This window comes from Bradyrhizobium sp. USDA 4502 (genome assembly GCF_054063355.1).
Genome location: NZ_JBSSGF010000001.1, coordinates 7,776,363 through 7,789,409, shown reverse-complemented (window position 1 = coordinate 7,789,409; position 13,047 = coordinate 7,776,363). Strand labels below are relative to the sequence as shown.

12 protein-coding genes and 1 pseudogene are annotated in these 13,047 nt (G+C 64.8%); 8 read left to right on the top strand and 5 right to left on the bottom strand.

Annotated features, from left to right (window positions below):
- The first annotated feature begins 201 nt into the window (after positions 1-201).
- Positions 202-993: a Bax inhibitor-1/YccA family protein gene (locus tag ACVW1B_RS36325; protein WP_021078796.1), complete on the top strand. Its 792-nt coding sequence runs from the start codon at positions 202-204 to the stop codon at positions 991-993.
- Positions 994-1,213: 220 nt separating this feature from the next.
- On the opposite strand, the gene ACVW1B_RS36320 is transcribed toward ACVW1B_RS36325, so the two are convergent.
- The 3 genes from ACVW1B_RS36320 to acnA form a co-directional block, all read right to left on the bottom strand.
- On the bottom strand, positions 1,214-1,585 hold the full coding sequence (locus tag ACVW1B_RS36320) for a DUF2794 domain-containing protein (protein ID WP_028336300.1): 372 nt from the start codon (positions 1,583-1,585) through the stop codon (positions 1,214-1,216).
- Positions 1,586-2,112: 527 nt separating this feature from the next.
- Positions 2,113-2,874, bottom strand: coding sequence for a DUF1223 domain-containing protein (locus tag ACVW1B_RS36315; RefSeq protein ID WP_057020930.1), 762 nt, complete (start codon positions 2,872-2,874; stop codon positions 2,113-2,115).
- Positions 2,875-3,100: 226 nt separating this feature from the next.
- On the bottom strand, positions 3,101-5,821 hold the full coding sequence (acnA, locus tag ACVW1B_RS36310) for an aconitate hydratase AcnA (protein WP_253605466.1): 2,721 nt from the start codon (positions 5,819-5,821) through the stop codon (positions 3,101-3,103).
- Positions 5,822-6,061: 240 nt separating this feature from the next.
- Between acnA and ccmA the strand changes: the two genes are divergently transcribed.
- The 5 genes from ccmA to ACVW1B_RS36285 all read left to right on the top strand — a co-directional run bounded on the left by ccmA (position 6,062) and on the right by ACVW1B_RS36285 (position 8,967).
- Positions 6,062-6,664, top strand: a complete 603-nt coding sequence (ccmA, locus tag ACVW1B_RS36305; RefSeq protein WP_253605467.1) for a heme ABC exporter ATP-binding protein CcmA — start codon at positions 6,062-6,064, stop codon at positions 6,662-6,664.
- Positions 6,661-7,329, top strand: coding sequence for a heme exporter protein CcmB (gene ccmB / locus ACVW1B_RS36300; protein WP_168857728.1), 669 nt, complete (start codon positions 6,661-6,663; stop codon positions 7,327-7,329). Before ccmA ends, ccmB begins: the two co-directional genes overlap by 4 nt.
- Positions 7,330-7,404: 75 nt before the next feature.
- Complete coding sequence (locus ACVW1B_RS36295) at positions 7,405-8,193, top strand: heme ABC transporter permease (RefSeq protein ID WP_092087037.1); 789 nt, start codon at positions 7,405-7,407, stop codon at positions 8,191-8,193.
- Between the two features lie 4 nt (positions 8,194-8,197).
- Positions 8,198-8,377, top strand: coding sequence for a heme exporter protein CcmD (ccmD, locus tag ACVW1B_RS36290; RefSeq protein WP_092087034.1), 180 nt, complete (start codon positions 8,198-8,200; stop codon positions 8,375-8,377).
- On the top strand, positions 8,374-8,967 hold the full coding sequence (locus ACVW1B_RS36285) for a DsbE family thiol:disulfide interchange protein (RefSeq protein ID WP_057020936.1): 594 nt from the start codon (positions 8,374-8,376) through the stop codon (positions 8,965-8,967). Before ccmD ends, ACVW1B_RS36285 begins: the two co-directional genes overlap by 4 nt.
- A gap of 223 nt (positions 8,968-9,190) precedes the next feature.
- Here the strand turns inward: ACVW1B_RS36285 and ACVW1B_RS36280 are convergent, their stop codons facing one another.
- Both ACVW1B_RS36280 and ftsY read right to left on the bottom strand, forming a co-directional pair.
- Entirely contained in the window at positions 9,191-9,793 is a 603-nt protein-coding gene (locus tag ACVW1B_RS36280) for a septation protein A (RefSeq protein ID WP_253605468.1), read from the bottom strand.
- 82 nt (positions 9,794-9,875) lie between these two features.
- Positions 9,876-10,823 carry a signal recognition particle-docking protein FtsY gene (gene ftsY / locus ACVW1B_RS36275; protein ID WP_038384709.1) on the bottom strand — a complete coding sequence of 316 codons (948 nt, stop codon included), beginning with the start codon at positions 10,821-10,823 and terminating at the stop codon, positions 9,876-9,878.
- A 49-nt stretch (positions 10,824-10,872) separates the two neighbouring features.
- Here ftsY and ACVW1B_RS36270 point away from each other — a divergent pair.
- Both ACVW1B_RS36270 and ACVW1B_RS36265 read left to right on the top strand, forming a co-directional pair.
- A pseudogene (locus ACVW1B_RS36270) lies at positions 10,873-11,575 on the top strand (RluA family pseudouridine synthase).
- Positions 11,576-11,679: 104 nt separating this feature from the next.
- Positions 11,680-12,819 (top strand): DUF2336 domain-containing protein, encoded by a 1,140-nt coding sequence (locus tag ACVW1B_RS36265; protein ID WP_253605469.1) that lies wholly within the window; start codon positions 11,680-11,682, stop codon positions 12,817-12,819.
- The last annotated feature ends 228 nt before the right edge of the window (positions 12,820-13,047 follow it).

Sequence of the window (13,047 nt, the reverse complement as noted above, 5' to 3'; positions counted from 1 at the left end):
ATGATGCTAGGGCAGAGCGACATTCGGCCGCGCGTGGAAGCTTGCGTCGGATGTGTTAATTTCCCACATACCAATCGGGTCGGATAGTCGGTTTGAATGACACGGAATTAATGTTCCGCAAGCCGAGCCATCTGAGATAGATTTACGACCGGCGCCGCAAATCCCTTGCGCTCCACCGGGACCAACCACGGGAATTCGACCATGTCGGACCTAGACCGCAACTACGCTTCTCCTTTCGGCCGGGCCGCCGGGCGCATTGACGCTGCGGCCGTCGACGCCGGTCTGCGCGCCTACATGCTGCGCATCTACAACTACATGAGCATCGGCCTGGCCATCACCGGCCTCGCCGCGCTCGGCGTCTACATGGGTGCGGTGACGACCGACCAGTCGGCCGCCGTCGCCAAGTTCGGCAACGCCTATCTGACGCAGTTCGGCTACGCGATGTTCGTGAGCCCGCTGAAGTGGCTGTTCATCCTCGCCCCTCTGGCGATGGTGTTCGTCATCTCGGCCGGCATCAACCGCCTGCAGCCCGCGACCGCCCAACTCCTGTTCTGGGTGTTCTCGGCGCTGATGGGTCTGTCGCTGTCGTCGATCTTCCTGGTGTACACGCACACCTCGATCGTGCGCGTGTTCTTCATCACCGCGGCAACGTTCGGTGCGCTGAGCCTCTACGGCTACACCACCAAGCGTGACATGAGCGGCATGGGCTCGTTCCTGTTCATGGGTCTGATCGGCATCATCATCGCGAGCCTGGTCAACCTGTTCCTGGCGAGCTCGGCGCTGCAGTTCATCGTGTCGGTGGTCGGCGTGCTGGTGTTCGCGGGCCTCACCGCCTGGGACACCCAGCGGCTGAAGAACGACTACATCTACGGCTACGCCTCGCAGGGTGGCGTGATGGCAGAGCGTGCGGCAATCACTGGTGCGCTGTCGCTCTACCTGAACTTCATCAACCTGTTCACGCTGCTCCTGCAGCTGCTCGGCCAGCGCGACTAAGCGCCTCGAGCGAGCCGATCAAATCCAAGCCCCGGCCATTCCGCCGGGGCTTTTCTTTTGGGCGAGGCGAGATGTGATGTAGCCCGGATGAAGCGCAAGCGAAATCCGGGATAGGCTCATCCGCGGCTTCAACGGCCCCGGATTACGCGGAGCCTGCCATCGAGCGCGTTCGCGCGACCCGTTGGCTCCTCCGGGCTACAAGCAGACTGACCTGACGCGCTTAGACCAGCGACAGCTTGCGGTCGATCACGAACAGCACGCGTTCGAGTTCATGGCCGCGGCGCAGGATCAGGCCGGTCGCGGAAATCACGCTGTACATGCCCTGCTTGCGCGCAAGCCGGGGGTCCTTCTCGATCCGGTAGATCGGCATTTCGGATGCGCGCCGGAACACCGAGAACACGGCACGGTCCTTCAGGAAGTCGATCGCATAGTCGCGCCACTCGCCGTCGGCGACCATACGGCCGTAGAGATTGAGAATGCGGTTGAGCTCAAGTCGATTGAATGTCACGCGGTTGGGCTGAGGGGTCGCGGCGGCGGTGCGCGCCGCGGCACGACTCCCGCTCGGATCAGTGTCCTCCGAGATCAAACTCATCGAGCGCCTCCTGTCACCTCGGTGACGATCGGGTTCCGAAGGCCCCTCTCCGGGATCGTCACGAGAGTGACATGATCGCGCTAAGCGAGGGGGCCCGCAAGGGGCCAATCGCAATGCAACCGGGCCTTAACCACCGCCGCGCGCGGCGGATTGTCCGAAAAACCGCAGAGTCACGGGAACGTTAGCGGAATCATATTGCTGCCCCACTTCCGCCCATCGCCCGCCCCGCTGCCCTGCGAAAAGAAAACCCTGCGTTGGCCCGGTCCTTTCGGTTCCGGATTCCTCAGCCCCCAGCCCCCCGGGGCCGTCGGGATCGGGCCTGTTCGCAGGGGAGTCAAATCCCAACACTGGGCCAACGAAAGTTGGTCCTTTTTGTTTTGGGACCTGCGCAAGCAAGACGCGCGCGCCAAGCACCGGCGCCTTCCTTTCGGCAGATCACTGAATGCAGGTTTGTCGCCATGCGGCTGCACGAAAACATGCGTGCGACCGGCGGAAGCCGGCGCATCGCGCCTTACCGCAGCGAGGCGCTAGTGAAGTGAGGTGAAGGCAGCGCCGAGCATCGGGCCCGGCTTGTCGCGGTTGCCGTCCTGGACGTACACCGCCGCAGCATCGACACCGTCACGCGTGATGTTCTCCAGCGGCACGGTCCAGCTCCCGGACGAACCGTTCCAGTCACCGACCTTGAGGAGATTGCGCACGACGTTGTGGTAGGTGATCTCGCGGCCGCGGTTCTCGCCGCGCGCGATCGAGATCGGCACCGACTTCGAGATCGAGCAGATCCAGACCTCGCCGCGCGACACGGCCGGCGACTTCGATGCGGCGACCGACACGTTGATCTGCTTGCCGCTCAGCGTCATCGTCACGGGCACCGACATCACGCTGCCGCTCCTTTCGGTGTCCTTGATGGCGTCCTCGATACTGGCGCGATCGCTGCCGATCACATGCGCGGAGCCATTGATCACGGCTTGCGGCGTGTAGACGTCGCGGTCGCCGCGCACATGCGAATAGGCCTTCTGGCGCGCGCTGAAACGGGAATCGGCCAGCGTGTCCTTCCAGCCGAGATAGTCCCAATAGTCGATCGGCATGCTCAGCGCGATGACGTTGGGGTCCTTCGCGAGGTCACCGATGATCTTGTCCGCGGGCGGACAGGACGAGCATCCCTGCGAGGTGAAGAGTTCGACGACGGCACGCGGATCGGCGTGGGCGGGGCGGATGATCGCGACGATTGCGCAGATACCAAGGGCGCTCGACCATCGCGAGATACAGTTATAGGCCATCATCGCTGTCATACTGCGAACCAGTCGTGATGATTTCCATCCGTAATTGTACGGAGCATGAAGTCTGTCCCTGAACTTGCGTGCCCCAAAACGCGAGAAAGCGGCCTTTTCATAGGCCGCCTTCTTTTTAGCCGCTACTCACTAAGCAGTGAGGCACCGATCACAAATCCGCGTTGGAGCATGGTCCGGAAAAGTGTGAAGCGGTTTTCCGGACAGACCATGCTCAAACAAAGGGGCCTTAGGCCGCCAGTTTGCGCAGCACATAATGCAGGATGCCGCCGTTGCGATAGTAGTCGAGCTCGTCCAGCGTATCGATGCGGCAGAGCAGCGGGACATCCTTTTTGCCGCCGTCAGCGGAGACGATCTCGGCCGTTAGCGTCTGGCGCGGCTTCAGGTCGCCCTGCAGCCCGCGGATCGTGACCTTCTCGTCGCCCTTGAGGCCGAGCGAGGACCACGACGTGCCGTCCTGGAAGGTGAGCGGAAGCACACCCATGCCGACCAGGTTGGAGCGATGGATGCGCTCGAAGCTCTGGCAGATCACCGCGCGCACGCCGAGCAGGCGCGTGCCCTTTGCGGCCCAGTCGCGCGACGAGCCGTTGCCGTATTCGGCGCCGGCGAACACCACCAGCGGCACGCTCTCCTGCTGGTACTTCATCGCGGCGTCGTAGATCGACATCTGCTCGCCGTCGGGCCAGTGCCTGGTCAAACCGCCTTCCGGAATATTGCCGTCCGCGCCCTTCAGCATGAAGTTCTTGATGCGGATGTTGGCGAAGGTGCCGCGCATCATCACTTCATGGTTGCCGCGCCGCGTGCCGTACTGGTTGAAGTCGGCGGGGCGCACCTGGTGCTCGCTGAGGAACTTGCCGGCGGGCGAGGTCAGCTTGATCGAACCGGCCGGCGAGATGTGGTCGGTGGTGATCTTGTCGCCGAACATCGCGAGGATCCGCGCGTCGACCACGTCCGTGACCGGATCGGGCTGCTTCTTCATGCCTTCGAAATAGGGCGGGTTCTGCACATAGGTCGAGCTCATGTTCCAGCGATAGGTCTCGCTTTCCGTGGTCTTGATCTTGCGCCAGTTGGTATCGCCCTTGAACACGTCGGCGTACTTCTTCTTGAAGATCGTCGCGGTGACGTACTTCTTCATGAAGGCGTTGATCTCCTTGGCGGTCGGCCAGATGTCCTTGAGGAACACCGGCTTGCCGTCCTTGCCGATGCCGAGCGGCTCAACCGCGAGATCCTTGGTCACGGTGCCGGCGAGCGCATGCGCGACGACGAGCGGCGGCGAGGCGAGGTAGTTCGCCTGCACGTCGGGCGAGACGCGGCCTTCGAAGTTGCGGTTACCCGACAGCACGGCGGCGGCGACGATGCCGTTTTCGTTGATTGACTTCGAGATGTCTTCCGGCAGCGGGCCGGAATTGCCGATGCAGGTCGTGCAGCCGAAGCCGACGAGGTTGAAGCCGACCTTGTCGAGATCGGCCTGCAGGCCAGAATTGGCGAGATACTCCGCCACCACCTGGCTGCCCGGCGCGAGCGAGGTCTTCACCCACGGCTTGGCCTTGAGGCCCTTGGCGGCCGCCTTGCGCGCCAGCAGGCCGGCACCGATCAGCACGCTCGGATTCGAGGTGTTGGTGCAGGAGGTGATCGCCGCGATCACGACGTCGCCATGGCCGAGATCGAAGTCACGGCCCTCGACCGCATAACGCTTCTGCTCGCCCTCGGGCTTCTTGTATTCGCCGACCAGCGCGGTCGCGAAACCGGTCGACACCGCCGGCAGCGCGATGCGGCCTTCGGGGCGCTTCGGTCCGGCCATCGACGGCACGACGTCGCCGAGGTCGAGCGTCAGCGTGGTGGTGAACACCGGGTCAGTCGACTTGGCGGTACGGAACAGGCCCTGCGCCTTGGCGTAGGACTGCACCAGCTTGACGCGATCGGCCTTGCGGCCCGAGGTCTTCAGGTAATCGATGGTCGCGGCGTCGACCGGGAAGAAGCCGCAGGTCGCGCCATATTCGGGCGCCATGTTGCCGATGGTCGCCTTGTCCGCGACCGAGAGATAGTCGAGGCCCGGGCCGAAGAACTCGACGAACTTGCCGACCACGCCGAGCTTGCGCAGCATCTGGGTGACGGTCAGCACGAGGTCGGTGGCGGTCACGCCTTCCTTGAGCTGGCCCTTGAGCTTGAAGCCGACCACTTCGGGCAGCAGCATCGACAGCGGCTGGCCGAGCATGCAGGCCTCCGCCTCGATGCCGCCGACGCCCCAGCCGAGCACGGCGAGGCCGTTGACCATCGTGGTGTGCGAGTCGGTGCCGACCAGCGAGTCGGGATAGGCGACCTCGAAGGTGCCGGTCTTCCGGCCGACCGTCATCTTCTCCTTCTTGGTCCACACTGTCTGCGCGAGATATTCGAGATTGACCTGGTGGCAGATGCCGGTGCCGGGCGGCACCACCGAGAAGTTCGAGAACGCCTTCTGGCCCCACTTCAGGAACTCGTAGCGCTCCTGGTTCTGCTTGTATTCCTCGGTGACGTTCTTCGCGAACGCCTTGTTGTCACCGAAGAAGTTGACGATCACCGAGTGGTCGATGACGAGATCGACCGGCACCAGCGGGTTGATCTTCTCGGCATCGCCGCCGAGGTTCTGCATCGCGTTGCGCATCGCCGCGAGGTCGACCACGGCCGGGACGCCGGTGAAATCCTGCATCAGGACGCGCGCCGGGCGGAACGCGATTTCGTGCTCGAGCTGGCGCTTCTTCAGCCACTTCGACACCGCAACGATGTCTTCCTTCTTGACGGTGCGGCCGTCCTCGTTGCGCAGCAGGTTCTCCAGCAGAACCTTCATCGAATACGGCAGCTTCGAAATCCCCTTCAGTCCGTTCTTCTCTGCCTGGGGCAGGCTGTAATAGACGTAGGACTTGCCGCCGACCTTCAGGGTCTTGCGGCATTTGAAGCTGTCGAGCGAGGTCATGCGAGGAATCCCAATTCTCAGTTATACCCGGCAAGGGTAACTAAACACCGGCGATCGACACTGGCCAAGGGATGGCCTGGGGTGGGTTGCGGCCGCCGACTGTGTGTGCTGCATCAAGTTCCGGGCTTATAGAACCTTTCTAGAAGCGCCGCCACACCGACAAGCGTGCGACAGCGTTGCGCGACCCAAAAATTCTCACGCGGTAGCGAAAGATTTCAGAGGGCTGTGACAAGACGAACCATGCGGCTCTCGGGACGAAATCTGAAATGTGTGCGCGGCGGGCGCGAGGTGTTTTCCGGCCTCGATCTGTCGGCCACCGCCGGCGAGGCGCTTGCCATTACGGGCCCCAACGGCGCCGGCAAGACCTCGCTGCTGCGCGTCCTCGCCGGGCTATTGGTTCCCGCCGAGGGTGTGGTCGCGCTCGAAGGCGGCGACGCCGAGCTCAGCCTGCCTGAGCAGGCCCACTATCTCGGCCACCGCGACGCCCTGAAGCCGGCGCTGAGCGTTGCGGAAAATCTGTCCTTCTGGCGGGAATTTCTCGGCGGCGAGACCAAGGATGCCGGGCAGTGCCTTGCCGCCGTGGCGCTCGACCACGCCGCGCACCTGCCGGCGGCCTATCTTTCCGCCGGCCAGCGCCGCCGCCTGTCGATCGCGCGCCTGCTCTCGGTGCGGCGGCCGGTGTGGCTGCTGGACGAGCCGACATCGGCGCTCGACGCGGCCGGACAGGCGCTGTTCGTCGGGCTGATGCGTGACCATCTCGCACAGGGCGGCCTGATCGTCGCGGCGACGCACCTGCCGCTCGGCATCGACGCGCGCGATCTGCGGATGGGAGGCGCGGCATGAGCGCGCTTGGCGCCTTGATCCGGCGCGACATCCGCATCGCGCTGCGCGTCGGCGGCGGTGCGCTGATCGGCGTGCTGTTCTTCCTCACCGTCACGGTGCTGATGCCGTTCGCGGTCGGACCGGATCTCGCGCTGCTGTCGCGGCTCGGCCCCGCCATCCTCTGGCTCGGCGCGTTGCTGGCGAGCCTGCTCACGCTCGACCGGCTGTTCACGGCCGACCACGAGGACGGCTCGCTCGACCTCATCGTGATGAGCCGGACGCCGCTGGAACTCGCCTGCGCCGCCAAGGCGCTGGCGCATTGGCTCGCCGCCGGCCTGCCGCTGATCATCGCAACCCCCGTGCTCGGCCTGCTGCTCAATCTCGACGGCACGGCGACGCTCGCGGTCGCGGCGACGCTGCTGGCGGGAACACCGGCGCTGACCTTCACCGGCATGATAGGCGCGGCCCTGGCGGTGACGCTGCATCGCGGCGGGCTATTGCTGGCGGTGCTGGTGCTGCCGCTGTCGATCCCGGTGCTGATCTTCGGGGTTGCGGCCTCGCAGGCGGCGATATCGGGCCCCCTGCCCTTTGGAACACCATTCTCGATCCTCTGCGCGCTGTCACTTGCCAGCCTCGTGATCGGCCCCTTTGCCGCCGCCGCGAGCCTGCGGCACGGGCTGGACTGAGATGAGCCAGATCAAATCTCGCCGAGAGGAAATCGGCCAATTGCCTGCGACACATCGGACGATTATCAGGGTGTCATGACGCTGACCGACCTCGCCAACCCGACCAAGTTTCTGGCGCTGACCGCGCGCATCCTGCCGTGGCTCGCGGGCGTGACCACGATCCTGCTCGCGATCGGGCTCTACCAGTCGGCGATGGCGCCCGACGACTACCAGCAGGGCGCCACGGTGAAGATCATGTTCATCCACGTGCCGAATGCGTGGTTGTCGATGTTCGTCTGGGGCGTCATGAGCGTGGCCGCGCTCGGCACCCTCGTGTGGCGACATCCCCTCGCCGACGTCGCCGCGAAAGCCGCAGCTCCGATCGGCGCCGCCTTCACCTTCCTTGCGCTCGTCACCGGCTCGCTGTGGGGCCGGCCGATGTGGGGCACCTATTGGGAGTGGGATGCACGCCTGACCTCGGTCTTGATCCTGTTCCTGATGTATCTCGGCCTGATGGCGCTGTGGCGCGCGGTGGAGGACCCGTCGCGTGCGGCGCGGGCGGCGGCGGTGCTCACGCTGGTAGGCGCGATCAACATCCCGATCATCAAGTTCTCGGTCGACTGGTGGAACACGCTGCATCAGCCGGCCTCGGTGTTTCGCGCGGGCGGGCCGACGCTCGACAAGGCGTTCCTGTGGCCGCTGCTGGTGATGGCGATCGCGTTCTCGCTGCTGTTCATCACCTTGCACCTGGCGGCGATGCGCAACGAGATCCTGCGCCGGCGCGTGCGCAGCCTGCAGATGATGCAGGCGAGCCGCGTCTCGTTCACGAGCGAGGTGGGCGGCGGTTCGCAAGCAACCGCGTCAAACGAAATTGGAGCGGCGTGATACGATGGCGCTTGGTCCCTACGCCTCCTTCATCGTGACGTCCTACGCGCTGGTCGCGGCGGTTGTGCTGCTGCTGATCGTCTGGATCATCGCCGACTATCGCCGGCAACAGGCGCGTCTCAGGGAGATCGAGGCCAGCGGCGTGACGCGCCGCTCCGGCCGCAGTGCGGCGGATATAGGATGAGCGATCAGGCGACCAACAGCCCGCCGCAAGCCCGCCGCCTGCTGGTGGTGCTGCCGCTGCTGATCTTCCTCGGCCTCGCCGGGCTGTTCCTGCTGCGGCTCTATGGCGGCGATCCCTCGAAAATCCCGTCGGCGCTGATCGGCCGGCCGGCGCCGCAGACCGCGCTGCCCGCGCTCGACGGCCTGGTGCGGGACGGCGCGCCTGTCCCCGGTCTCGATCCCGCCGCCTTCAAGGGCAAGGTCTCGGTCGTCAATGTCTGGGCGTCGTGGTGCGTGCCCTGCCACGACGAGGCGCCGCTGCTGACCGAGCTCGGCAAGGACAAGCGCTTCCAGATCATCGGCATCAACTACAAGGACTCGCCCGAGAATGCCCGGCGCTTCCTCGGCCGCTACGGCAATCCATTCGGCATCGTCGGCGTCGACGGCAACGGCCGCGCCTCGATCGAATGGGGCGTTTATGGCGTGCCCGAGACCTTCCTGGTCGGGCGCGAGGGTACCATCGTCTACAAGCTGGTCGGCCCGGTGACGCCGGACAACGTCAACCGCGTGCTCAAGGCCGAGATCGAGAAGGCGCTCGCGGCGGGCAGCTAGCGACAGCGGCTTATTGGCCCTCCCTCTCCCCGTCCTTTACGGGGAGAGGTCGAAATTCGCGCGAAGCAGGAATTTCGGGTGAGGGACTTTGGACGGTGTTTGTAACAAACTCCGAGCCTATCCGTGGAGAGACCCCTCACCCCAACCCTCTCCCCGCATCCGCCTTCGCCCGAAGGCGGGCTTCGGCGGACAAGAGAGCGGGGGCGAGGGAGCAGAGTGCTGATCACCCCTTCCGCACGTCGCCCGCGTCGGCCTCGCTCGCCTCCAGCGAGACCGGCTCGAGGTGATAGCGCTTGGTCAGCGGCATCTGGGCGATGGCGAAGATCATGGTCAGCGGCGTCACGCCGAACACCTTGAAGTTCACCCAGAAATCGGTGGTCTGCGTGCGCCAGACGAGCTCGTTGAGCACCGCCATGCCGGCGAAGAACAGCGCCCAGCGCATGGTGAGGATGCGCCAGCCCTGCGGCGTCAGGTTGAACACCTGGTCGAACATGATGGCGATGAAGGACCGGCCGAACAACAGCCCGCCGCCGAGCACGGCCGCGAACAGCCCGTAGATGATGGTCGGCTTGACCTTGATGAAGGTCTCGTCGTGCAGCACCAGCGTCAGCGTGCCGAACACCAAGACGATCGCGCCGGTCACCAGCGCCATGATCGGCACGTGCCTGGTCACCACATAGGATGCGATTATCGCGGCCACGATCGCCACCATGAACGCGCCGGTCGCGACGAACAGATGGTACTTGGCGTTGGCGATAAAGAACACGAGCAGTGGCCCGAGTTCGGTCGCCAGCTTGAACAGCGGATGCGGCTGGGTCTTGTCCATCAACTCTCTACTTTGATTTGAGGCATGACCCGATCCGAAAACCGGTGTCCACTTTGCGCTAACGCGGCCCTTCGGGTCGGGGTCATGCCTCGATTCCAGCAATTGCCTTGGCAAAATCCTTCGCCGCGAAGGGCGCGAGGTCCTCGACGCCTTCGCCGACGCCGATGAAATGTACCGGCAGCTTGTGCTTCTCCGACAGCGCGACAAGGATGCCGCCGCGCGCCGTGCCGTCAAGCTTGGTCATCACGAGCCCCGTGACGCCTGCCGTACGATGAAACGCCTCGACTTGCGACAACGCATTTTGTCCCACCGTGGCGTCGAGCACGAGCAGCACCGCGTGCGGCGCCGACGCATCGACCTTCCTGATGACGCGCACGACCTTTTCCAATTCGTTCATCAGCTCGGACTTGTTCTGCAGGCGGCCGGCGGTGTCGATCAGCAGCACGTCGCGCTGCTGCTCCTTGGCCGCGGTCAGCGCGCTGAAGGCAAGGCTCGCCGAATCCGAGCCCTGGGCGCCTGATATCACCGGCGACTTGGTGCGCTCGCCCCAAACCTTGAGCTGCTCGATCGCCGCGGCGCGGAAGGTGTCGCCGGCGGCCAGCATGACCTTGCGGCCCTCGGCGGAGAATTTCGCGGCCAGCTTGCCGATCGTCGTGGTCTTGCCGGAGCCGTTGACGCCGACCACCAGGATGACGAACGGCTGCTTCGCGGTATCGATCTCGAGCGGCTTCGCCACCGGCGACAGCACCTTCTCGACCTCGGTCGCGACGACGTCCTTGACCTCGTCGGCCGAGATCGCCTTATCGTAGCGCCCCTTGCCGACAGCCTCCGCAATGCGGACCGCGACATCGGTACCGAGATCGGCGCGCAGCAGCACATCCTCGATGTCATCGAGCATGGCCGAATCGAGCTTGCGCTTGGTGACGAGGTCGGCGACCGCGGTCCCGATCGAACTCGAGGTCCGCTTCAGGCCGCCCTTCAGCCGCTGCCACCAGCTCTGTTTTGGAGTTCCCGCAGTGGTATCGTTCATGGCGCGGACGTGTTAGCCGTTTCGGCCCATAAACGAAAGTCTCGACGAATTGATCGATGTTCCCCAATTGACTGCGGAAGAAATCCTGGGCCGGGTGCTCCACCGCGACGGGCTGATGCTGGTGATCGACAAGCCGGCCGGCCTTCCGGTGCATCGCGGTCCCAAGGGCGGCCCCAATCTGGAGGCCTCGTTCGACGCGCTGCGGTTCGGCCTGCCGCGGCCGCCGGTGCTGGCGCATCGGCTGGACAAGGACACCTCGGGCTGCCTCGTCCTGGGACGTCACCGCAAGGCAACCGCCTCGCTCGGGCTGTTGTTCAAGCACAGCAAGATCTCGAAGACCTATTGGACCGTGGTCGAGGGCGGCCCTGCCGAGGATGAAGGCACCATCGACATGCCGCTCGGCCGACTCAACGCCGAGCGCGGCTGGTGGCAGAAGCCGGACCCGAATGGCCAGAAGGCGATCACCAACTGGAAGGTGCTGGGGCGTGGCGACGGCCTGACCTGGCTCGCGATGGAGCCGGTCACCGGCCGCACCCATCAGCTGCGGGTGCATTCGGCGGCGATGGGCTGGCCGATCGTCGGCGACAATATCTATGGCAATGGTCCGCGCTTCGGTGAGCCGAACCCTGCATCTGCATTCCCGCGAGATCGGCATCCCGATCTCCAGGAACAAGGACCCGGTGCATGTGGTCGCGCCGGCACCCGAACACATGCGGGAGCGGCTCAAGGCCTGCGGCTGGAACGGGCAGTAGCCTCCGTGATTTTACGGAGAATTATCCTTTACGGAACATTCAGGCCCATCCGCTAGTCCTGAAGGCGGCTTAGAAAAGCGCGCCGCGACGGCTCAGGACGAGCAATGCTGAATGATGGACAAGCAATTGTCGACGAGGTCGAGGCTGCGATACGCGCGGGCTCCGCCGATAAATGCCTGGCCACGGCAAGGCGCGTCACCAGCCTCTTCCTCGCATCCGCCGGCAAGTTCAACAGCGAACAGATCGAGCTGTTCGACAACGTGCTCGAGCGTCTGGTGAAGACCATCGAGTTGCGCGCGCTCGCCGACATCAGCGCTCGGATGGCGCTCACCGACATCAGCGAGCAGCTCGCACCGGTTGCCCAGGCACCGCCCGCGATCATTCGCCGTCTCGCCAGCAATGACGAGATCAGGATCGCGCGGCCGATCCTGCAGGAATCGTCGCGGCTCAGCGCGGACGATCTGGTCGAGATCGCACGGACCAAGAGCGAGCAGCATCTGCTCGCCGTCGCCGGCCGCTGGTGGCTGAAGGAGGCCGTCACTGACGCGCTTCTGGCGCGTCGCTTTGCGAGCGTGAGCCACCGCCTGGTCACCAATCCCGGCGCCAAAGTATCGCCGGGCGGATTTGCCGTCATCCTCGCGCAGGCCGAGCACGATCCGGTCCTTGCGGTCGAGACCGGCATTCGCGCGGACCTGCCGTCGGAGCTCCGCCTTCAACTCCTGCGCCGCGCGACGGAAGAGGTTCGCGGCCGTCTGCTGGAGCGCGCCCCGCCCTATCTGTTCGAAGAGATCCGGCATGCGATCGCCGCGGTCGCCGCCGGCGTCGAGCGCGACATGTCGCAAGTCCGCGACTTCACCGCGGCCAAGCACCACGTCGCGAAGCTGAAGGACGACGGCAAGCTCAACGAAGCCTCACTGCTCGGTTTCGCCAGGCAGCGAAAATATGAAGAGACCATCGTTGCGCTGGCGTATCTTGCGCAGTCGAACATCGAGGTCATCCGCTCCTTGATGCAAAGCCTGCGCAGTGAAGGTCTGCTGGTGCCGTGCCGGGCGGCAGGCCTGAGTTGGGATACCACCGCCGCGGTAATGGAATGTCGCTATACCACCGGCTCCATGGGACCGGTCGAACTCGCCCATGCGAAGAGCCAGTTCACGAAATTGACCCGCGAAAACGCCGATCGCCTGCTGCGGTTCTGGCAGGTTCGCGCGTCGCAGCCGGCAAGGCTGGGCGGGCGCACGCACTGAGTGCGTCATGCACGATGACGCGATGGGTATCGAGCAACCCGTCAAACAGCTGGTTCAGTGTCATCACCCGCGAATGCCGGCGATCCGCTGCTCCGGAAGCGCCATGCGCGACTCCCCACATTCGTCGTCCCGGCGCAGGCCGGGACCCATAACCACCGCATTCGGTGACCGTGCGAGATCGCGGCCCTAGCGTCGCTCAGCAATTGAGATCTGGGGTAATGGGTCCCG